Source organism: Sodalis sp. RH21 (assembly GCF_047324175.1).
Taxonomy (GTDB): Bacteria; Pseudomonadota; Gammaproteobacteria; order Enterobacterales; family Enterobacteriaceae; genus Acerihabitans.
In genome coordinates this window covers 3,639,229-3,660,711 of the sequence record NZ_CP178732.1, presented here as the reverse complement: position 1 = coordinate 3,660,711, position 21,483 = coordinate 3,639,229, and the positions used below count along the sequence as shown (strand labels likewise).

At 59.0% G+C, this 21,483-nt stretch carries 22 protein-coding genes; 15 read left to right on the top strand and 7 right to left on the bottom strand.

The features are described from left to right. Nucleotides 1-32 precede the first annotated feature (32 nt). The 4 genes from frdD to frdA are packed head-to-tail and all read right to left on the bottom strand — an operon-like array spanning nucleotide 33 to nucleotide 3,361. A complete protein-coding gene (gene frdD / locus ACL2XP_RS16785) occupies nucleotides 33-392 on the bottom strand; it encodes a fumarate reductase subunit FrdD (RefSeq protein WP_413739196.1) in 360 nt (119 codons plus the stop codon). Between the two features lie 15 nt (nucleotides 393-407). Further along, nucleotides 408-803: a fumarate reductase subunit FrdC gene (gene frdC, locus ACL2XP_RS16780; protein WP_413734015.1), complete on the bottom strand. Its 396-nt coding sequence runs from the start codon at nucleotides 801-803 to the stop codon at nucleotides 408-410. A 16-nt stretch (nucleotides 804-819) separates the two neighbouring features. Beyond that, nucleotides 820-1,554 (bottom strand): succinate dehydrogenase/fumarate reductase iron-sulfur subunit, encoded by a 735-nt coding sequence (locus ACL2XP_RS16775; RefSeq protein WP_413734014.1) that lies wholly within the window; start codon nucleotides 1,552-1,554, stop codon nucleotides 820-822. Beyond that, complete coding sequence (gene frdA, locus ACL2XP_RS16770; RefSeq protein ID WP_413734012.1) at nucleotides 1,547-3,361, bottom strand: fumarate reductase (quinol) flavoprotein subunit; 1,815 nt, start codon at nucleotides 3,359-3,361, stop codon at nucleotides 1,547-1,549. The genes ACL2XP_RS16775 and frdA overlap by 8 nt, the downstream gene beginning before the upstream one ends. 860 nt (nucleotides 3,362-4,221) lie before the next feature. Between frdA and ACL2XP_RS16765 the strand changes: the two genes are divergently transcribed. After that, nucleotides 4,222-4,689, top strand: a complete 468-nt coding sequence (locus tag ACL2XP_RS16765; RefSeq protein WP_413734010.1) for a MarR family winged helix-turn-helix transcriptional regulator — start codon at nucleotides 4,222-4,224, stop codon at nucleotides 4,687-4,689. Nucleotides 4,690-4,718: 29 nt separating this feature from the next. Here the strand turns inward: ACL2XP_RS16765 and ACL2XP_RS16760 are convergent, their stop codons facing one another. The 3 genes from ACL2XP_RS16760 to ACL2XP_RS16750 all read right to left on the bottom strand — a co-directional run bounded on the left by ACL2XP_RS16760 (nucleotide 4,719) and on the right by ACL2XP_RS16750 (nucleotide 7,179). Next, nucleotides 4,719-5,933, bottom strand: a complete 1,215-nt coding sequence (locus ACL2XP_RS16760) for a pyridoxal phosphate-dependent aminotransferase (protein ID WP_413734009.1) — start codon at nucleotides 5,931-5,933, stop codon at nucleotides 4,719-4,721. Next, nucleotides 5,930-6,064 carry a hypothetical protein gene (locus ACL2XP_RS16755; protein WP_413734007.1) on the bottom strand — a complete coding sequence of 45 codons (135 nt, stop codon included), beginning with the start codon at nucleotides 6,062-6,064 and terminating at the stop codon, nucleotides 5,930-5,932. The genes ACL2XP_RS16760 and ACL2XP_RS16755 overlap by 4 nt, the downstream gene beginning before the upstream one ends. A 455-nt stretch (nucleotides 6,065-6,519) precedes the next feature. Then, entirely contained in the window at nucleotides 6,520-7,179 is a 660-nt protein-coding gene (locus ACL2XP_RS16750; protein ID WP_413734006.1) for a GntR family transcriptional regulator, read from the bottom strand. Nucleotides 7,180-7,871: 692 nt separating this feature from the next. Between ACL2XP_RS16750 and ACL2XP_RS16745 the strand changes: the two genes are divergently transcribed. The 14 genes from ACL2XP_RS16745 to ypdF all read left to right on the top strand — a co-directional run bounded on the left by ACL2XP_RS16745 (nucleotide 7,872) and on the right by ypdF (nucleotide 21,481). Next, nucleotides 7,872-8,585, top strand: a complete 714-nt coding sequence (locus ACL2XP_RS16745) for a substrate-binding periplasmic protein (protein ID WP_413734005.1) — start codon at nucleotides 7,872-7,874, stop codon at nucleotides 8,583-8,585. 62 nt (nucleotides 8,586-8,647) lie between these two features. After that, nucleotides 8,648-9,430, top strand: coding sequence for an amino acid ABC transporter permease (locus tag ACL2XP_RS16740; protein WP_413734004.1), 783 nt, complete (start codon nucleotides 8,648-8,650; stop codon nucleotides 9,428-9,430). Nucleotides 9,431-9,438: 8 nt separating this feature from the next. Continuing rightward, nucleotides 9,439-10,104, top strand: coding sequence for an amino acid ABC transporter permease (locus ACL2XP_RS16735; protein ID WP_413734003.1), 666 nt, complete (start codon nucleotides 9,439-9,441; stop codon nucleotides 10,102-10,104). Between the two features lie 11 nt (nucleotides 10,105-10,115). Then, nucleotides 10,116-10,865 carry an amino acid ABC transporter ATP-binding protein gene (locus ACL2XP_RS16730; protein ID WP_413739195.1) on the top strand — a complete coding sequence of 250 codons (750 nt, stop codon included), beginning with the start codon at nucleotides 10,116-10,118 and terminating at the stop codon, nucleotides 10,863-10,865. A gap of 71 nt (nucleotides 10,866-10,936) precedes the next feature. Beyond that, nucleotides 10,937-12,115, top strand: coding sequence for a M24 family metallopeptidase (locus ACL2XP_RS16725; RefSeq protein WP_413734001.1), 1,179 nt, complete (start codon nucleotides 10,937-10,939; stop codon nucleotides 12,113-12,115). A 31-nt stretch (nucleotides 12,116-12,146) separates the two neighbouring features. Beyond that, nucleotides 12,147-13,406, top strand: a complete 1,260-nt coding sequence (locus tag ACL2XP_RS16720; RefSeq protein WP_413733999.1) for a Zn-dependent hydrolase — start codon at nucleotides 12,147-12,149, stop codon at nucleotides 13,404-13,406. Between the two features lie 81 nt (nucleotides 13,407-13,487). Then, on the top strand, nucleotides 13,488-13,907 hold the full coding sequence (locus ACL2XP_RS16715; RefSeq protein WP_413733998.1) for a VOC family protein: 420 nt from the start codon (nucleotides 13,488-13,490) through the stop codon (nucleotides 13,905-13,907). Nucleotides 13,908-13,977: 70 nt separating this feature from the next. Continuing rightward, nucleotides 13,978-14,880: a hypothetical protein gene (locus ACL2XP_RS16710; protein WP_413733997.1), complete on the top strand. Its 903-nt coding sequence runs from the start codon at nucleotides 13,978-13,980 to the stop codon at nucleotides 14,878-14,880. 1 nt (nucleotide 14,881) lies between these two features. Further along, on the top strand, nucleotides 14,882-15,970 hold the full coding sequence (locus ACL2XP_RS16705; protein ID WP_413733996.1) for an Ldh family oxidoreductase: 1,089 nt from the start codon (nucleotides 14,882-14,884) through the stop codon (nucleotides 15,968-15,970). Next, the gene (locus ACL2XP_RS16700; RefSeq protein WP_413733995.1) at nucleotides 15,967-17,280 is read left to right on the top strand and encodes a M20 family metallo-hydrolase; all 1,314 of its coding nucleotides are present in this window, start codon (nucleotides 15,967-15,969) and stop codon (nucleotides 17,278-17,280) included. The genes ACL2XP_RS16705 and ACL2XP_RS16700 overlap by 4 nt, the downstream gene beginning before the upstream one ends. A gap of 389 nt (nucleotides 17,281-17,669) precedes the next feature. Beyond that, the gene (locus tag ACL2XP_RS16695) at nucleotides 17,670-18,512 is read left to right on the top strand and encodes a helix-turn-helix transcriptional regulator (protein WP_413733994.1); all 843 of its coding nucleotides are present in this window, start codon (nucleotides 17,670-17,672) and stop codon (nucleotides 18,510-18,512) included. Between the two features lie 220 nt (nucleotides 18,513-18,732). Beyond that, nucleotides 18,733-19,065 (top strand): PTS fructose transporter subunit IIB, encoded by a 333-nt coding sequence (locus tag ACL2XP_RS16690; protein WP_413733993.1) that lies wholly within the window; start codon nucleotides 18,733-18,735, stop codon nucleotides 19,063-19,065. 11 nt (nucleotides 19,066-19,076) lie between these two features. Beyond that, nucleotides 19,077-20,324: a PTS fructose transporter subunit IIC gene (locus tag ACL2XP_RS16685; RefSeq protein ID WP_413733991.1), complete on the top strand. Its 1,248-nt coding sequence runs from the start codon at nucleotides 19,077-19,079 to the stop codon at nucleotides 20,322-20,324. A gap of 65 nt (nucleotides 20,325-20,389) precedes the next feature. After that, on the top strand, nucleotides 20,390-21,481 hold the full coding sequence (gene ypdF / locus ACL2XP_RS16680) for an aminopeptidase (RefSeq protein WP_413733989.1): 1,092 nt from the start codon (nucleotides 20,390-20,392) through the stop codon (nucleotides 21,479-21,481). The last annotated feature ends 2 nt before the right edge of the window (nucleotides 21,482-21,483 follow it).

Below are 21,483 nucleotides of genomic sequence, written 5' to 3'. Positions count from 1 at the left end.
TGGACGCAGCGCCGGCTTCCCGGCGCTCCTGTTTACAAGGTGACGATGGCGATGAGAGTGATGACGCTCAGGATGGCCGCCAGGCCGTAAAACAGCCATTTCCCGGCCGGCACGTGCAGGCTCAGGTCATGCATGCTGTGATGCAGGCGATGCAGGCCGCACCAGAGCGGCAAGACGATCATCAGCAGCAGGAACAGGCGTCCAATCAGGCTTTGACCGAAGGCCAGCACCCGCTCGTAGCTCAGCGCGTCGGAGGGGAACAGCCCCAGCGGCAGCAAAAAGGCCACCAGCAGGATCATCACCGGCGCGAAAATGGCGCTCCACATGCCGCCCGCGCCAAACAATCCCCAGAACACCGGCTCTTCGGAACGTTTAGGTATCGTATTCATGATTATCTTCCGCACAGGTTAATAAAACAGGGCCACGGCCAGGATGACCAGCGAAACCACGATGGTCACCACCCACAGGCCGGTGATAATCGGCGCCGGCGCCAGCTTGGCATCTTTTACCACTACAATCGCCGCTTTCGGCACCAGATCGAACCAGGTTTTGGTATGCAATAACGCCGCGGCCAGGGCGATGAGATTGAGCGCCAGCACGATGGGCGAATGCAGAAACAGCACGAATGCCCCCCAGTCGGCCGCGCCGTGTTTCAGGGCGAACAGGCCGTACAACAGCTCCAGGCTAAACCATACCGCCGGCAGCGCGGTGGCTTCCCGCAGCATATAAAAACGGTAAAAGCCCAGTTTGGTCCACCATTGGCGATCCATGGTACGGACATAAGGTTTACGTTGCGTGGTCATGGTTATCTGCCCTCCCTCATTGTGGTTTCAGCATGGCGATCATGAAATCCTTGCTGCTCTCGATCTTGCCCTGCTGGATAGCGGCGGCCGGATCGACGTGTTTCGGGCAGACATCGGAACAATAACCGACAAAGGTACAGCCCCAGACCCCGTTTTCGCCGTTAAGCTGCGGCATACGCTCTTTCTTGCCGTGGTCGCGGTTATCCAGGTTGTAGCGCTGGGCCAGGGTGATGGCCGCGGGACCGATAAACTCCGGATTAAGGCCGAACTGCGGGCAGGCGGCGTAGCACAGGCCGCAGTTGATGCAGCCGGAGAACTGGTGATATTTCACCATCTGCGCCGGCGTCTGCTTATTGGTGCCTTCGGAGGGCAGGCGCGGATTGCCGATGATATAAGGCTTGATGGCCATCAGGCTTTCGATGAAGTGGGTCATATCGACCACCAGATCGCGCTCGATGGGGAAGTGGCCGAGGGCCTCCACTTTCAGTCCGTGGGTATAATCACGCAGGAAGGTTTTGCAGGCCAGTTTCGGCACCCCGTTGACCATCATGCCGCAGGAGCCGCAAATCGCCATACGGCAAGACCAGCGATAGCTGAGCTCGGGATCGAGACGGTCCTTGATGTAGCCCAGGGCATCCAGCAGCGAGGTCTGCGCATCCCAAGGCACCTGGTAGTCCTCTAGATGCGGCGCGCCGTCCGTTTCCGGATTGTAGCGCATCACTTGCATGGTCAGGGTATTCATCTCAGCCATTTGCCGACTCCTTGTTTTTCTTATCCTGGGCGCTCTTGTCCTGTGCGGTGGATTCGCCGCCGTAGACGCGTTTGGCCGGCGGCAGGGTGGTGATGCGCACATCGGTATAATCGATGCGCGGCGCGCCGCCGTCTTCTGAGCGGAACGTCAGGGTGTGTTTCAGGAAATTAACGTCATCGCGTTCGGTGCAGCCGGCGTCCAGGCGCTGGTGGGCGCCGCGGGACTCGCGGCGGTTAAACGCGGCGTGGGCCATACATTCGGCCACATTCAGGCCATGCCCCAGCTCGATGCTATACAGCAGGTCGGTATTAAACACATTGGAACGGTCGGTGATTTTCACCCGTTTAAAGCGTTCTTTCAGAGTGGCCAGGGTATCGATGGTTTTTTGCATCAGCTCCGGCGTGCGGTAAATCCCGCAGCCTTCTTCCATCGACAGGCCCATCTCGTCGCGCAGATCGGCCCAGTTTTCCGTGCCTTCCTGGTTCATCAGCGCGTGCAGGCGGTTTTCCACATCCTGCGCCTGGGCGTCGAGGCCGCTGCCGGCGGCGGGAGATGCCGTCAGCGCGCGCTGCGCGGCCTGTTCGCCGGCCAGGCGGCCAAAGACCACCAGCTCGGCCAGGGAATTGGACCCCAGGCGGTTGGCGCCGTGCAGGCCCACCGAGGAACATTCGCCCACGGCGAACAGCCCGGTAATGCGGGTTTCACAGGTTTGATTGGTTTCGATGCCGCCCATCGTATAGTGCGCGGTGGGGCGTACCGGGATCGGATCTTTCACCGGATCGACGCCCACATAGGCTTTGGCCAACTCGCAGATAAACGGCAGCCGTTCCAGCAGCTTCTTCTCGCCCAGGTGGCGCAGGTCGAGATAGACCACATCGCCGCGCGGGGTGGCGATGGTGCGGCCGGCGCGCCATTCGTGCCAGAATGCCTGGGAGAGTTTGTCCCGGGGGCCGAGCTCCATATATTTGTTTTCGGGATGGCCCAGCGGGGTTTCCGGACCCATGCCGTAATCCTGCAAATAGCGGTAACCATCTTTATTGACCATAATGCCGCCTTCGCCGCGGCACCCTTCGGTAATCAGGATACCGGAGCCGGGCAAGCCGGTGGGATGGTACTGTACGAATTCCATATCGCGCAGGGGAATGCCGTGGTTCAGGGCGATGCCCATGCCGTCGCCGGTGACGATGCCGCCGTTGGTATTGTAACGATAGACCCGGCCGGCGCCGCCGGTGGCCATGACCACCGAGTTGGCGCGGATCTGGATGCGGGCGCCTTCCATCATATTGATGGCCACCAGGCCGCGGACATGGCCGTCATCCACCAGGATATCGAGCACAAAGTGCTCGTCGAAGCGTTTGATATTAGGATACTTGAGCGAGGTCTGGAACAGGGTATGCAGAATATGGAAACCGGTTTTATCGGCGGCGAACCAGGTGCGTTCGATTTTCATGCCGCCGAAACGGCGCACATTGACGCTGCCGTCGGGCTTGCGGCTCCAGGGGCAGCCCCACAGCTCAAGCTGCGTCATTTCTTCCGGACAATGGCGGACAAAATGTTCCACCACGTCTTGTTCGCACAGCCAATCGCCGCCGGAGACGGTATCGTGGAAATGAGAGTCGAAGGAGTCGTGATCCTGGGTGACGGCGGCGGAGCCGCCTTCGGCGGCCACGGTATGGCTGCGCATCGGATAGACTTTCGATACCAGGGCGATAGTCAGTTGGGGATGGGCCTGCGCGGCGGCGATTGCCGCGCGTAAACCGGCGCCCCCCGCCCCTATGATGGCGATATCGGCGTTAAATGTTTGCACTGCGTTTCTCCAATGTCCACCTAACCGGCGCTACATCCAGACGGGATAGCCGGTCGGGGTGATGGTAAAAAAGCATGCCTGCGTATACGACGTTGAGGAGGGATAATGGCAGCCGGGGCGACATATTATTCTCCTGCTTCTCAGACATTGCATCGGTTTTTTAAAAAATTATGTAACTAAAGTAAGTAGAATAATTAAATTAATCAAAATTAATTTCGTTTATTCTAAATAGAGTTAAAAAGCTCATTAATATGAGTCGTCATCATAGTATGCGTTTATCAGGAAATATCTAATTGATGTGGATCAATAAAAGCTTGTCGATTTATTGCGCCCCGCCGCCGCCGGATATTATTGTGCCCCCGCGGTATAACGGCAGGGCGTTTTTTTACCCGTTTCGGTCATAAAAAATAATAATTTCAATCATTAATTTGTCATGATGCCCGCAGCGGGTATGCGACTGGCCGCGATTTCCAGCGGCGTGATTATCGTTAAGTGCGGTTATCCAAACTACTTTGCCGGTAATTATTCATTTTGTGAACACGTGAATTGCAATTTGATGAATAATGACTTATTAGCCAATACCATTATAGGCGGGTGAGTCGGATCGCGGGCATTATCTTTATCGGCGCCCTTTATCCCTCTCCGCGCGATTGCGGGTTGGCGCCGCCTGGATACCGGACGGTGTCGGCCAGCGTTCATTTTTACGGCTCGGGCTCGGCGTTTGGCACGTTATGTGGTACGGGACGCGGTGGGCGGGGCAATACTTCCTTTGCCGATAACGGTTGCGATATACGCCAAGGCCGTTAACCCCGCGGCATACGGTGATTAGATAAGTTGTATATGCAGCATTAAGGCGAGACATGAAAATAATCAAGGCTCCAGCGGTAGACAAAGAAGTGATTAGCGAGATGGGCGATACCTGCGTATTGATGCGCGCCCGGCTGATTTCGCGGGTCATTACCGCCATTCATGATGAAGAGCTGGCAGCGCTGGGCATCGGCTCCGCCCAGTTCGCCCTATTGGTCGTGATCTATCAAATCGAACCGGTCACCCGGGCGGAAATCGGCCGTTATAATCACCAGGATCGGTCGACCCTGACGCGTAATATGCGGCTGCTGCTGGAGCAGGGCTGGATTGAAGAGATCCGCAACCCGGGCAGCGCCCGGGGCCGGCCGGTATTGCTGACCCAGGCGGGCAAGGACTTATTATATAGCGCCGAGCCGGGATGGCGCGCGGCGCAGGCGCGCGCCAGAACCTTGCTCGGCAAGCAGGGCGTGAGCGCGGTGATGGCCACCGCCAAACGCATTATGGAACCGCAGCCGGGCTGATGGGCGATGAGCCGCGCACCACCGGCGCCTTAACTGAGCGACCCGCACGCATTTATCAGCCGCGCGCAGGCCTGCTCCAGACGGTCGGTGGCGATGGCATAGGCCAAACGCAAATAACCCGGCGCGCCAAATGCCGATCCTTGCAGGGTGGCCACGTGGGCCTCGCGCAGCAAATACCCCGCCACGTCGCTATCATTATCCAGCCGCCGGCCCGCCGGCGTATGTTTTCCGATTAATGCCTGGCAGTTGGCGAACACATAGAATGCGCCGGGGGGCAGTTGCGCGCTCATCCCGTCAATCCGCTCGAACATGCGCATGACGATGGCGCGGCGTTCGGCCAGCACCGTCAGCCAGTCGCCGAGAAAATCCGCCGGCTGGTTCAGCGCCGCCACGGCGGCGGCCTGCGAAATGGCGCTGGGATTAGAGGTGCTTTGCGATTGGATCAATTGCATGGCGTCGACCAGCCATTGCGGACCCGCGGCATAACCCAGGCGCCAGCCGGTCATGGAATATCCCTTGGACAGCCCGTTAACCGTAAGAATGCGGGCGCGCAGCCGCGGTTCGATTTGCGCCAGGGTGCAAAAAGGCCGCCGGTCCAAACGGATATGCTCATAGATATCATCCGACATTACCATCACCTGCGGGGCGGCAAGCAACACGTCCGCCAACTGGCCCAGCTCTTCGCGGCTGTATAATGCCCCGGTGGGATTGTTGGGGGAGTTGAGAATCACCCACCGGGTGCGGTCGGTAATGGCCGCGGACAGATCGGCGGCCGACAGCTTCCAGCCGTCGGCTTCGCGGCAGGGGACGATGCGCGGTTCCCCTTCGGCCAGCGCCACCATATCGGGATAAGATACCCAGTAGGGCGCGGGGATAATCACCTCGTCGCCGGGTGATACCGTGGCCAGCAGCGCGTTAAAAATTAATTGCTTGGCGCCGCAGCCGGCGATAATTTCCCGGGGATGATAATCCAGGCCGTTTTCGCGGCTGAATTTGCCGGCAATGGCGAGTTTAAGCGCCTCGGTGCCGGCGACGGCGGTGTATTTGGTCTCGCCGGCCGAAATAGCCTCGATGCCCGCGCGTTTGATATGCTCCGGCGTATCGAAATCCAGTTCGCCTTCGCCGAGGTTAATCACATCGTACCCCTCGGCGGTCAAGGTCCTGACCATGTCGGCAATCGCCGCCGTGGACGACGGTTTGGCCCGGATCATGCGCGGGGCCAGGGCGGGAGCGGTCGGTTTCATTTAAGCGTACCCCCCGGCGTAGCCCCGAACGTAATTCCCGCGCGCGGGTCGGCGGCGATGGCGCGAAACCGCGTGACGGTAATATTGAAGATCCCGCTCAGGCGCGCGCGGCACTCGGTGATAACTTGCATGTCTTTTCCTATAAGCAGTGGGATAAGCGAATCAATCCGGTTTGCGGCGGCGATCGCCGTGAAATAAACGTCAGGCCGGAATAGGGCATCCCGGCCTCATAAAGCAATGCTTTCATGTCGTTATCTCCAGCCCGCCGCAGATGAATTAGTATTGTTCTTTTAGGTTCATTTTATACAATAACTTTTATGACGGCGCCATCATAACTTGGCGGTTTAGGGAGGGTATGGGTTTTTGTTTTTGATTTTAAACGGGATATTTCATAGGGTAATATTGTACGCAGAGTATAAAGAGTACGTTTAGCGCAAGATTATTTTTATGCAAAAGGCTCCCATCGCCGGCGGTCGCCGCCTGGCCAGGTAAATTCTGGACCCCATCCGCGAGGCCGGATTTGCGCCGGGGCATCACCTGCGCGAGCAGCGCCTGGCCGCCGATAGCCGCCGGCGGAACGGCTGGATTAATAGCGGGTAATGATGTCGATAATCGATGACCGGATGTTGTCGATGTGGCGGGATGTTTCCAGCGCCGCGCTTTGCGCATCGTCATTTTCCAGCGCGGTGATAATCGCCATATGCTCATTTAATACCGGCATCATGCGTTTATCGACCCGCTTTAGGGAAAACATGCGGGTTTTACGCCGCAATTCATCGATCATCTCCGCCAGCAGCTTATTTTCGCAATAGCTCGCAATCAGGCCGTGCAGCTCGGCATCCACCAATTGATGCTCGTAGCTGGCGGGATCGTTGGCCAGTTTTAATTTCTCGATTCTGTCGCGCACGGCCTTTAACTTGGCCAGGGGGATTTTTCCGGCCGAGCGGGCCGCGGCTTCGGTTTCCAGCAGGCGCCTGACGTGCAGGATTTCCAGTATTTCCTGTAGCGTGACCATGCGGACAAACAGCCGGTTATTGGATTTACGCTCCAGGACCTTCTCGCCTTCAAGGCGGTGCATGGCTTCGCGCAGGGGAGTGCGTGAAATGCCCAGTCTTAATGCCAGCGCGCGCTCCTGGATCTGATCTCCCTGTTTCAATTCCCGCGAGATGATCAAATCGAGTAATGCTTCATAAGCCTGATTGCCCAGTCCGCCGTTGCTACCTTCCAACAACCTGGTTTGCGTCATAATTTATCTTTGGTTTTCATAAAATTGGTTAAGGGGGGTCGGCAATTGGCGCTGCCCTATGGAATACCACGTGTATATAATCTTATTAATAAAAAGTAAAGTATCAATCGCCACCCCGGCGTCCTGTCGCGGGTGCGGTTGCACAATAATAAAACAACGGCACCGCCATGGTGCATTATTTCCGTTTACCTGACGGCGGCGCCAACCGCCGGGGCTGCGCGACGCCCGCCGTAATAGGGGAAGGCCAAGGCGATGGTCCATGGCCTATCGTGATAAGAATTAAGATATTTTATCCCCCGGCGGCCATACGGCCTGGATGCATATAACGGCATTCCGTTATTCGGACGTAATGCTTAGCCATTGTTGGCACGTGAATTGCTGAGGTTATTGTCAGGAGTAAATATACCAGCGGTATGCCAGATATTTAATTTTCTAGCGTAAGGGGAAAAATAAATAATTTACTTGATAATTTTACCAACCAAGTGGTATACCATTTGGATACCAAAAATGTTCTGGCCGTTAGCCCGCTAGCGTGGGCTGCCAGAGCGCTCAGCAAACCCAGTTATCCAATTAATAAGGATAAAGCGATGCGTTTTCTCTCTGCTTTTAGAATGAAGAATCTTATACGGACTGGAGCTTTACTCGTTGTGGTTTTGGGCGGCGTCCATGGGGCGAATGCGGCGGATAATACGGTGGATAAGATTCTTTCCAAAGGGGAATTGCGCGTTTGCTGGGCGGAAGATAACCCTTATTCCTATAAAAATCCCAGTTCAGGCAAATGGGAAGGCTTTTATCACGACATGGCGTCGGATCTGGCTACGGCCATGGAAGTAAAATTAATTGATGTGGATTCAACATTCAAAACCATCGTCGGCAGCGTTAAAAATAATGAATGCGATATCGGCGGCGCCGCGCTGTTTGATACCATCAAACGCGCAGAAGTGGTGCTATTTACCGCCCCGATTTCCTATGAGACCAGCGGCGCTTTTGTTAAAAACGATTCCCCTTATAAAACTTATGCCGACCTGGATCAGAAAGGGAAGGTGATTATTTCCAAGACGGGGTCGGCCTCCGGCGATTTCGCCAAACGCTTTTTTAAAAATGCCGAATTAAAATTCGTCGCCTCGGATAACAGCTCGGTGGTGGCGGCCGAAGTGGCCAATGGCCGGGCCGATGCCTGGTGGGTCGCCTATACCTCTACATCGAGAATGTTGCAGGAAAACAAACAATTCAATATGCGGCCGCTGGGCGACCAGCCCCTTAACCGCGTGGGCATCGTCTGGATTGTTAATCTCAATGAATACCATTTGCAGCAGGTGATCAATGTATGGCTGCGCGGCCAGCTTGACTCCGGCCGCACCGCCGAGCTGTGGAAAAAATGGTTTGGCACCGAGTTTGTCCATTGATTAACCCTGGTGCCGGCCAGCCCGGCATCCAGCCTTCTTCTCCGGCCAGAAAGGGAGCAGGTATGCCAGCTTCGCCAATGCCCAGGCAACGTAACAGGATGGACCCGCAGATCGTCGCCGGAACGCTGGTGGTCGCCGCCGCTTGCGCCTTTATTTTATATAGCGTGAAATGGCAATTCGTGCGCACCCTGGATTTCTCGGTGATTTACCAGTATTGGCCGCTATTGGCCAAAGGGTTATCCATGACGCTGTTTATTACCCTGGTCTCGGTGGCGACGGGTCTGATTTGCGGCGTTATGCTGGCTATTTTGTATCAGGTCCCCTCCAGGATACTGCGCATACCGATCGCCATTCATGTGGAAGTCTGGCGCTCGACCCCGTTGCTGGTGCAAATCTTCTGGATTCACTTCGCCTTGCCCCAGCTCACCGGTATCCCCACCCCGGCGCTGGTTTCCGGCATTATCGCCATGACGCTGCAATCCAGCGCCTATCTGACGGAAATCACGCGCGCCGGCATTGAGAATATTCCGCGGGGGCAATGGGAGGCGGCCAAGGTGCTCAATCTTTCAGGGCGGACGACGTGGCTGGTGGTGATCCTGCCGCAGGCGCTGCGTTTAATGCTGCCGGCCCTGTGCAATACCGTGCTGAGCTTCTTTAAAGGCTCCACCATACTCTCGGTGCTGGCCATTAATGAACTGGTGACGGTAAGTAATAATATCGCCAGTTTTACCTTCAGGCCGATAGAAATAGTGACTTTTGCCGGCGTGGTGTTTTTTATTATTGGATACCTGATTTCCTATATGGGTTCGTTGCTTGAAAAAAGAATGTCTAAATCATCGTTGTAGGAGCCGGTATGGATTTCAATTTCTTTGTAATACAAAAAACCTGGCATATCCTGGCTGAAGGCGCGGTGACCACGTTTTGGGTATGCTGTTTGTCCCTGGCGTTTGGCATCATTTTAGGCGCGATATTATGCTGGGGGAAAATGCAGCGGCGCGGCCCGCTGTATCGGGTTTCCGTTATTATGATCGAATTGTTCCGCACCATTCCCGAGCTGATCCCGATCTTCTGGATATATACCTGCATTCCCCTGGTGTTTGACGTCCGGCTATCGGCAATGTCCTCGGGGGTACTGGCGTTAACGTTATTCAGCGGGTCTTTTTTGGCGGAAATATTCCGTACGGGTATCCTGGCGATCCCTCAAGGCCAATATGAAGCCTGTACCGCATTATCGATACCGCTTATTACCAAATGGAAATCGGTAATTATTCCGCAGGCCACCAAAGTAGTGTTCCCGGCTTTTATTAACTTCACCAGCGATTTGGTCAAAATTTCCAGTTTATTATCAACGATTGGCATTGCCGATTTGGCTTATCAGGCGGCGGTGGTGAGCGGAGAGAATTATCGCTATTTAGAGGTGTATACATTGGCGGCCTTTTTTTATCTGTTGATGATTGTGCCGTTAAGTCTGTATGGCCGCTTCCGTGAAAACAGAACCAAGAAAAATATGGCGAGGTAAGCAACATGCGCATGAATGCCAATATTCCATCCTCGCATATCGTGATATGCCAGAATATTAATAAATATTACGGCAGCTTTCATGCCCTGAAAAATATTTCGCTGGAATTCAAGCGGGGTTCGGTCACCTGTATCGTCGGACCGTCGGGCAGCGGCAAATCCACGTTTTTGCGCACGCTTAATGCCCTGGAAGCCATTGATGCCGGCGAAATCCTGATTGACGGCATGCGCCTTGAACACAGCGCGGCGTCCGCGCGCGCCATTCGCCGGGACGTGGGGATGGTGTTTCAAAACTTTAATTTATTCCCGCATCTGAGCGTGCGCGCCAATGTAACGCTGGCGCCGGTAACCGCGCTGGGCATCGGCAAAAAAGAGGCCGGCGCCCGGGCGGAGCAAATCCTGGCGCGGGTGGGACTGGCCGACCAAATCGATAAATATCCCGGCCAGCTGTCCGGCGGCCAGCAGCAGCGGGTGGCCATCGCCCGGGCGCTGGCCATGGAGCCCGCGCTGATGCTGTTTGATGAGCCGACGTCCGCCCTGGACCCGGAAATGGTTTCCGAAGTGCTGGCGGTGATGAAAGAACTGGCCGATACCGGCATGAGCATGATTGTGGTGACCCATGAAATGGGCTTCGCCAGGGAAGTGTCCGAGCGCGTCATTATGATGAGCGAGGGCGAGGTTATCGTGGATTTGCCGCCGGGCGAGTTTTTTAAACCGGCCGTCGATGCCCGGCAGTCGGCATTTCTCTCCAAGGTGCTTTAGCGCCGGTACGTTAGCGTCCGTCTTTTAACTACGCCAACGTGTAGATTCACCCATTATCCCAGAGGTGCGACATGATAGAACCAGCATTACTAGAACGTGTTCCACAGGGCGGCGACGCCGCTTTCCCGCAACATGAATTCGCTACGCGCATCGCCGGGCTGCAGGCCAAGCTGCGCGCCGACGGTATCGATTTATACCTCACCAGCGGCGCCGAAAATATCTTCTATTTATCCGGCCAGCAAACCCCGGGTTATTACGTCTTCCAATGCCTGGCGGTGCCGGTGGAAGGGGCGCCTTTCCTGGTGATCCGTGAACTGGAATCCTATAACGCCCGTTTCAATACCTATATTACCCGCATCTATGGCTACAGCGACGGCTTCTCCGCCGCCCAGGCGCTGGCGGCCGCCATCGAGCAAGAAGGCTGGCGGGGCAAGCGTATCGCCATCGATCGCAGCGCCTGGTTTTTGACGGTTAATATTTATACCGAATTAACGGCCCGGGTCGGGGATATGCTCGACGGCAGCGGCTATACCGAAGCCCTGCGCCGGGTGAAAAGCCCGCTGGAAATTGCGGCGCTGGATCTGGCGGCCGGCGAAAATGACGCGGGCATGCGCGCCGGCATTAACGCCGCCCGGGCCGGCGTGGATGAAAACGCCATCGCCGGCGCCATTATGGGGGCGGCCATCGCCGCGGGGTCGGAGTATATGGGCATGGAACCCTTCGTGACGTCCGGTCCGCGTTCCGGCGTGCCCCATACCACCTGGCGGCGGCGCGTCATCCAGAACGGCGACGTCGTGGTGCTGGAAACCGCGGGCTGCCACCACCGTTACCATGCCGCGCTGTTTCGCACCATCATGATCGGCAACGTGCCGCAACAGGCCCGGAGCTGGTACGACGTCACCCGCGAAGCCCTGGCGGCCGCCATGGCGGAAATCAAGCCCGGCAAGCTGTGTTCGGACCCCCATGACGCCGCCCAGCGGGTGATCGATGCCGCCGGCGCCACGGACGCCTACCGCAAACGCACCGGCTACAGCATGGGCATTTCCTTTGCTCCCGATTGGGGCGAAGGCAATATTCTGCATCTCAACAAAGACTATGACGTCGAACTGGTGGAGGGCATGGCGTTCCATATTCCGATTACGCTGCGGGAATACGCCCAATTTACCGTGGCGTGCAGTGAAACCGTGATTGTCACCAAAGACGGGTGCCGGTCGTTAAGCGCCATTCCCCAAGATCTGATTAATCGCTGAATCAAATGCGATGTTCAAGGACCGGATACTTATGATTGAACCTGATTCGGCACTGGCGCACGGCCTGTTCGATGCCATGGCGGCGGCCAGCTTTGACGGTATCGGCATGACGCGCGACACCTATGGCGCGGGTGAACAGCGCGCCCACGATCTGGTGGCCGGGCATGCGGGTATGCTTGGCCTGGAGGTGCGCATCGACGCCGCGTTAAATCTTTATCTGACCCTGCCGGGAAAAGAGCGCGGTTTGCCCGCGGTGCTTACCGGCTCCCATCTCGATACCGTCCCGCGCGGCGGCAATTACGACGGGGCGGCCGGGGTGATCGCCGGCATGGCCATTTTGGCCGCCTGGGCCAAGGCGGGCATGACGCCCGGCCGGGATGTCACCGTCATCGCCATCCGGGCGGAGGAGAGCGTGTGGTTCCCGGTGTCGTATATCGGCAGCAAAGCCGCGCTGGGGCTGCTGCCGCCCGACGCGCTGGATGTGGTGCGGTTTGATACCCAAAAAACCCTGTACCGCCATATCCAGGAGCTGGGGGGATCGCCTGAGCTGATTAAAGCCGGCACGCCCGGCATTGACCCCGCCGCGGTGTATGCGTTTCTGGAGCTGCATATCGAGCAGGGGCCGGTACTGATTGATAACCGGCGCAATATCGGCATCGTGACCGGTATTTGCGGCAGTTTACGCTATCGCGCCGCCACGGTGACCGGCCGCTATGCCCATTCCGGGGCGACGCCGCGCAGCCATCGGCGGGATGCGGTGGTGGCGTTCGCGCAATTGGTCGATGCCCTGCATCGCCACTGGCTGGCCATGGAAGCGGCCGGCCATGAGCTGACGCTGACCTTCGGCCAGGTGAACACGGATAGCCGGCAGTCCGATTTCAGTAAAGTCGCCGGCAGCGTGGGCTTTTGCATCGATATCCGATCGCGCAGTACGGACTCGCTGCAACAGATGGACCGGCAGGTGCAGGCCACCGTCGCCGCGCTGGCCCGGCAACATGGCGTAACCTTTGATCTGGGCGAACAGCGGCGCAGCCAGCCGGCCCTGATGGACGGCGCGCTGCGCCGCGAGCTGGCGACGTCCGCCGACAGGCTGGGGTTAACCCACCATGAAATGCCCAGCGGCGCCGGCCATGACGCGGCCATGTTCGCCAACCGGGGCATCCCGGCCGCCATGCTGTTTATTCCCAATGCCAACGGCAGCCATAATCCTGACGAACGGATGGAGCGCGGGGATTTCGATCGCGGCGCGCGGGTGCTGGCCGGGGCGCTATGGGCCATTGCCAACGCTTAGGGCGGGCCGGCGGATCGGAGCGGTAACGCCGCGCGATTAGCACTCTTCACCAACAGCGGGTACCAATAACAGGAGCGTATTATGCAGGCCAATTCACTATTCCATCTGGCGTTCAACGTCACCGATCTCGATCGCGCCCGGCAATTTTATGGCGCGGTCCTGGGCTGCAAAGAGGGCCGCAGTACCGATACCTGGGTGGATTTCGATTTTTACGGCCACCAGTTATCCCTGCATCTGGGCGCGCCCTTTACCACGGCCTATACCGGCCATGTGGGCGATAAGCTGGTGCCCATGCCGCATTTCGGCCTGGTGCTGGATTTGGCGTCGTGGCAGCGATTATCGCAAAACCTGCTCAAGCATGGCCAGACGTTTGTGCTGGAGCCGCAGGTGAGATTTCAGGGCGAGCCGGGGGAACAATGGACCATGTTTTTTATGGACCCCTTCGGCAATCCAATAGAAATCAAGGCCTTTGCCGAACAGTCCGGCATCTATGCGCGCTGACGGCCTGGCGTTAAACCATCCATAAACTATCTATAAACTATCCATAAACCCAGGGCAAAGGGGCAGGACCATGAATGCTGTAGTCAAGGTGGTATTAAGCATCGACGGCGATCCGGACCCGGTGGCGGCCCCCGATCCCGATACGGTGGTATTGCGTAAATATCATAAAATGAACCGGCTGGTGGCGGAATATTGCGGCGCAAACGCCGCCATTACCCTGCACAGCAGCCCCGTGTTCCGCGACCGCTTTTTTAACGATGACTATATGGCGTTCTGGCGCGCATGGGTGGCCGATGGCAAAGATCTGGCGCTGCATCTCGAAGACGATTTGTACCGGGCGCCGGACGCGCCGCTCGGGCAGCCGAGCATTTTCCACCGGCCCGGCGAGGCGTGCGGGGTGCTGGCCGCCATGCTGGACCGGCTTGACGCCGCAGGGGTGGCCTGCCGCGCCTTTCGCGGCGGCTCTAACGGGCAAAGCCCGGCCGTGGCCGGGTTTTTAGCCGATCGCGGCATCGACGTGGATCTGAGCTGCGCCCCCGGGCTGCATTGGCCGGAGCGGGGAGTGGACTGGGCCGGGTGCCCGGTCTCCGCTTATGTCGCCGCTCCCCGGCGTCTCAAGACGCCCGTTGCCGATGTCGCTGGCGGCCAGGGCAATTTGCTGATTATCCCGCTGGGATGGGATGGCCGGGTTCCCGCCGATCGCCGCCGTCCGGACAGCCATTTTTTAGCCAATGAGTCCAGTACACTGAGCCAAATGAAGGACGTCTGGGATGCGATTACCCGCCGCGCGGCGGATAGCGGGGAAACCCAGATCGTCTCCTTCCTGTGCCACACCTACGCGGTGGAGCACCCGGCAATTCACGCGCGGCTGCAACATATCCTGGCGCATATCCAGCAGCGCGGGGGACGGTTTATCTCGCTGCGCGACGCGGTGGATGAGGTTGCGCGCCGCAACGGCGGGGGGCAGCGCTGATATGGCGACGACCCAGGACAAACTTGTGTACCGCATCGACGCCGCGGAACTCACGCCCTTTATCCAGGCGCTGTTTCGCGCTCACGGCTGTAGCGAAAGCAACGCCCTGGCCATGGCCCGGGTTTGCATCGAGGCCGACTTGCGCGGCCATGCCATCCAGGGCGTCGATCATATTTATTCCATTATCCGCGATCTCGGCAATGGCGTACTGGACGGTAAAGCCATTCCCCGCATCGTATCGTCCGCCGGGGCCACCCTGCTGGCGGAGGGGGGCGGATGTCCCGGTTATGTAGGCGGGCTGTTCGCCGTGGACCGGCTCACGCAGGCCGCCCGGCAAATGGGCACGGCCGTGCTGGCCCTGCGCGGCGCGGGGGATCTGTTTATGCTGGGCTACTACGCCGAGCAATTGGCCCGGGCGGGATTGATCGGCATCGTGATGACCAACACCTGGCCCGCGCGGGTACATCCCACCGGCGGCATCGACCCGGTATTGGGCACTAACCCGCTGGCGATCGGCATCCCCACCGGCGACGCGCCGGTGGTTTATGATGCGGCGACCAGCGCCTCGGCCATCGGCCATGTGCGGCAGGCCGGCTACTACGGCGAGGCTATCGCCGCCGGCCTGGCCATCGATGCGCACGGCCGGCCCACCACCAGCGCCGACGAGGCGCTGGGCGGGGCGCTGGCGCCGATGGCCGGACATAAAGGCTTTGGATTGGGGTTATGCATCGGCCTGCTTTCCGGCGCCATGATCGGGGGCGAATTAGGGGCGCAGCTCGATATCGCGGCGCAGTCCGGCGACCCGCGCCACGGCGTGCGCAGCCATCTATTTATCGCCATCGATCCCGGCGCCTTTGGCGACGCCGATGCCGCCCGGCGGCGCGCCAGCGCCTTTCTGGCGCAAATCAAAGCGGGACGCAAAATGCCGGGAGTCGATGAAATCCGGCTGCCGGGCGAGCGATCGGCCCGGGCGCGCCGGGATAATCTGATCCGGGGCGTGCCGATCCTGGCGGAGGTATGGCACCGGCTATGCAGGTTTGCCCGCGAGGCGAACGTTGACATTCCTTTAATCAAGACCGGGAAATCATGAACCAGAATCAACGGAACACCGGGCCGGCGCCGGACCGGGAAGCGATCGCGGCGGCGCTGACCCGCGCTATCGATTCAGACCGCTTATGGCGGTCGATTATGGCCATGGCGCGCTATGGCGCCACCGGCAACGGCGGCGTCAACCGCCTGGCCCTTACCGATACGGATAACCAGGCCCATCTGCTGTTGATCGGATGGGCGCGCGAGCGCGGCTATCATTGCGCGGCGGATGACATCGGCAATATATTTATCCGCCGCGACGGCGCCAATCCCGCCCTCGACCCGGTTATGACCGGATCGCATTTGGACACCCAGCCCACCGGCGGCAAGTTCGACGGCATCTATGGCGTGCTGGCCGGGCTGGAAGTTTTTCGCGCCCTGGACGATTTGGGCATCATTACCGAGCGTCCCCTGGAACTGGCGGTGTGGGCCAACGAAGAAGGCTGCCGGTTCGTGCCGGGATGCATGGGTTCGGCCTGCTTCGCCCGGCCCGATACGCTGCCGGCCTGGGAAGCCATCACGGATCGTGACGGCATCACGGTGCGGCAGGCGGTGCGGGCGTTCCACCAGGCGCTGCCCGCCGTGCCCCTACGTGCGCTCGGCACCCCGGTGCTGGCCTATATCGAAGCCCATATCGAACAAGGACCGGTGCTGGAGGATACCTTAACCACCATCGGCGCGGTGAGCGGCATCCAGGGATGCCGGGATTTCCAGGTGGTCATTACCGGCGCCGAGGCCCACGCCGGCACCACGCCGTTATCGTCCCGGCGCGACGCCATGAAAACCGCGGTGCGATTACTGCACGATCTTTATGCGCTTACCGACGCGGCCGGGGAAGAGTGCCGTTTTACCGTCGGGACGCTGCGGGTTTACCCGGACAGCAACTCCGTCGTACCGGGCCGGGTGGTGTTCGATATCGATTTCAGGCACCCATCGCAGTCGGTGCTGCGCCAATTGGGGGATCGCATGCTGGACTTATGCGCCCGGCACGCCGACCGGTGCGCCGTGCGGGCAACGGAAATACGCTGGCGCCAACCGGCGGTATTCCCGCCGGCCATACCGCGGCTTATCCAGCGCGCCGCCGGCCGGCTCGCGCATTCTTGCATCATGCTGCCCTCGGGGGCCAGCCATGATGCGGTTAACCTGCATAAGCGCTGTCCTACCGGCATGATTTTTGTGCCCTGCGCGGGCGGGGTAAGCCATAACGAACGGGAAAGCGCCACGCCGGGAGATTTGCATGCGGGCGCGCAGGTGCTGGCGGAGGTTCTCTATCGCCTGGCGACGGAGGGGTTGCCGGCAGATGTCGGCTAATCCCGGGGAATCAACGGGACGGCGCGGTTTAGCCGGTAAAGCGCTTTTGATTCCTGGACTCCTGATTCCTGAAATGTAATACCGGTAAACGGTTGAAATGGGTTAACTGATATTTTTTTCAGGGGAAGAACGTCGCGGGGATAAAATCATATTTTATAGTTGTTAGCATAAAATGATTTAGGATGAAGTAGGGCATGCCCGCAGACAAGAACAATGAAAAATGGCTTTCCAATAATCCTGAATACAGCGACTCATACCCTGGCGGACAAAGCCAGGGCCGACCTTGTGCCGATCGCCATGGATAAGCGCTCTTCGATTGCGGTCCGGACCGACGCGGTGGGAGTGCCGCCCGGCATCGATGTTTCGGCGCCATGCGGATTGGCGATAACATGTCCTTGACGGAGCGGGCTTTTTTTACCGAACTGCTGAGCGGACTGGTGCTTAATCCGCAGCGGCTGCGCCGCGGCGTTTTTTGCCGGCCGTGCGGGGCGGCGGCGGGCGGCGGGCCCCGCTTTCCCCGGCTGGAGGTGGTGCTCAGGGGCGAATATGCCACCGATGCCGGGGCCGCGCCGGCGCAGCGGTTCCAGCAGGGCGATATGCTGTTTATTCCCGCCGAACGCCGTCCCGCCCCCCTTTGGCCGGGAGAAACGCTGCTGCTGAGCGTGCTGTTCGCACCGTCCTGGTTGGGATTTACTTTTATCGATAAGCGGGCTGCGGAGGCGGATTTCCGCCGCCGGCGCACGCTGGAAATCCCGCTGCGGGATGCCGGCGAGCTGGATTATATTCTTCAGGCGTTAAACCATCTGGCGGTCAAGGCGCAGGAGGGCGACACCGCCCGCTATCTGCTGTTATCGCTGCTGCATATCGGCCATGGCCAACTGCTGGTCCCGTTGGCGGACAACACCCCGCGCAGCCGGTTTATCTATAAAAGCATCTGCACCTATCTACAGGATAATTTTACCCGCCCGCTGAACCGCGAGGGCGTCGCGGCGATGTTTAATATTACCCCCAACCACCTGTCGCGTATTTTCCGCCGAGAGGGCAGCATGAGCTTTGTGGATTATTTACAGTGGGTCCGGCTGGGCAAAGCCAAACTGCTGTTGCAGCAATATCATCTGACGGTCAATGAAATCGCGCTGCGCTGCGGTTACGCCGACGCCAATTATTTTTGCCGCCTGTTTAAACACACTTTCGCCATGACGCCGACGGAATACCGCAATAACTTTTCCTGAACAACCGGCCAGCCATAGGAAATTCCGCTGGAATCCGAATATGTGGCATGACTCACAGTTCAACGTTGATGACTCAATTTTCCAGTAAAAGCCTCTTTTATCCTATCTCTGGGCGTTTTTATTCGTGTCCATAATCCTACCACGCCACGGATCTCCCGGCGGACTGGCGTCGGTGGCACCGTCCGGGCCGTACCCACCATTGCTGATTTACGAGGATCGCATGTCAAAAAAACTGATTGCCTTATGTGCCTGCCCGATGGGGCTGGCGCACACTTTTATGGCGGCGCAGGCGCTGGAAGACGCCGCCCGGGAAGCCGGTTATGACGAAATAAAAATCGAAACGCAGGGCGCGGACGGCATTCAGAATCGCCTGACCGCCGAGGATATTGCCGGGGCCGATATTATTATCCACGCCATCGCCATTACGCCGGAAGACAGCGAGCGATTCGAGCACGTCGATGTGTATGAAATTACGCTGCAGGACGCCATTAAAAATCCCGGCGGCACCCTGCGGGAAATCGAAGCAATGATCCGCGAAGAACACCAAAAATAATAAGGGGATATATGGCTATCAAAAAACGGAGCGCCATCACCGCGCCCCAGGCAGTGGACCACAGCGCCGCGCCCTCCAGGGCGCCCGAGGCCGGCACCCGTTTTTGGGGGGATCTGCCGCAGCATATTATGTCCGGCATTTCGCGCATGATCCCCACGCTGATTATGGGCGGGGTGATCCTGGCCATTTCCCAGCTGATAGCGTTCGTCTGGCTGGAAATTCCTCCCGACACCGGCATTATGGATGCGCTCAATTCCGGCAAGTTCCAGGGGTTCCAACTGGGCTTGCTGAAATTCGCCTATCTTTCCGAATCCTTTGGCGGCCTGCTGTTCAGCTTCGCCATCCCCATGTTTTCCGCTTTCGTGGCCAACTCCATCGGCGGCAAACTGGCGTTCCCGGCGGGATTTATCGGCGGCCTGGTGTCCACCCAGCCCATGTTGAATTTAACCTGGGATATGACCGCCCTGCACTGGATCGCCACCAAACCGGTACCGTCCACCTTTATCGGCGCGCTGATTATCGCCATCGCGGCCGGGTATCTGGTGAAATGGCTAAACGGCAAAATCCAGGTGCCCAACTATCTGCTGGCGTTTAAAAGCACCTTTCTGATTCCGATTTTATCCGCGCTGTTTGTCATGCTGGCCATGTACTACGTGATTACCCCCATCGGCGGCTGGATCAACGCGGCCATCCGCTCCATGCTGCTGGCGGCGGGCAACTCCGGGGCCATGCTGTATGCCGTGGGGCTGTCGGCCACCACCGCCATCGATCTGGGCGGGCCGATCAACAAGGCGTCGGGGTTTGTCGCCCTGGGCTTTACCACCGATCGCGTGCTGCCCATCACCGCCCGCGCCATCGCCATTGTGGTTCCGCCCATCGGACTTGGGCTGGCCACGCTGATCGACCGGCGCCTGACCGGTAAAAAACTGTTCAGCGAGCAGCTTTATACCCAGGGTAAAACCGCTATGTTCCTGGCCTTTATGGGCATTAGCGAGGGGGCGATCCCGTTCCTGCTGGAAAACTGGCGGGCCACTTTGCCGGCCTATATGGCGGGGTCCATCGTGGGGGCCACCACCGCCGTGGCCCTGGGCGCCGTACAGTGGTTTCCCGAGTCCGCCATCTGGGCCTGGCCGCTGGTCAGCAACCTGGGGGCCTATATGTTCGGTATCCTGCTCGGCGCGCTGGTCACCGCCCTGATCGTGGTGTTTATCCGCAATGCCATGTACCGCAGCGGCAAACTGTTCGCCGCCGCCCTGTAAGGCGCCGGCAAGTCCGTATTCTCCCGGGCCGGCGGCGGCCCGCCATGACGCAAGGATAGAGGGTTATGAGTCGACTCCCCGCGCTGCGCGCGCTGCTGGCGGACCAGCGGCTCGACGCGGTGATTATCAGCTCCAGGCAAAATAAGTTCAGCCACACCGGGTTGCTGAGTTCTTCCGGCTATGTGCTGGTGGCCCGCCACAGCCAGCATATCATCGTGGATTTTCGTTATATCGAGGAAGTGGCGGATAAACGCGGGGCGTATCAGGTGCATCTGAGCGAGGCGGGGCGAGGGCCGCTGGCTATCATCAATGAAATTATCAGCCGGGAATCCCTGGCGCGCATCGGATTTGAAGGACGCTACCTCAGCTTTGACGACGCCGATAACCTGGTCAAGCATCTGCGGGCCGCGCTGGTTTCCGTTTCCCTTGACGAACTGCGCCAGGTGAAGGGCGCGCAAGAAATCGCCTTGATACGGCAGGCCTGCCGGATCGCCGACGACGCCTGCGCCCATATCCGCCGCTTTATCCGGCCGGGCATGGCGGAGCGCCTGGTGGCCGCCGAGCTGGAGTGGTTTATGAAACAGGCGGGGGCGGAAAACCCGTCCTTCGACACCATCGTCGCCAGCGGCGCGCGCGGCGCGCTGCCCCACGCCAAGGCCTCGGACCACATTATCGGCGCCGGCGAACTGGTCACCCTGGATTTCGGCGCGCGCTACCGCGGCTACTGTTCCGATATGACCCGTACTTTTCTGGTGCCCGCCGCCGACGGCGACGCCCCCGAACGGCACGGGCTGTATGACATTTACCAGACGGTGCTTGAGGCCCAGTTGGCCGCTATCGCCGCCGTCGGGCCGGGCGTGCCCTGCCGGCAGGTGGACGACGCGGCGCGGCGCGTTATCGCCGCCCGGGGGTATGGCGAGTTTTTTGGCCATAATACCGGTCATGCCGTGGGCATCGAAGTGCACGAAACGCCCTTTTTTTCGCCCACCGACAACGCGGTATTGCAGCCGGGCATGCTGATGACGGTGGAACCGGGCATCTATTTACCGGGCCGGGGCGGCGTGCGCATCGAAGATATGGTGCTGGTGACCGCCACCGGCTGCGACGTGCTGTACCGGATGCCCAAAACGCTGCTGACCACCGGCGAGGATGATTAACC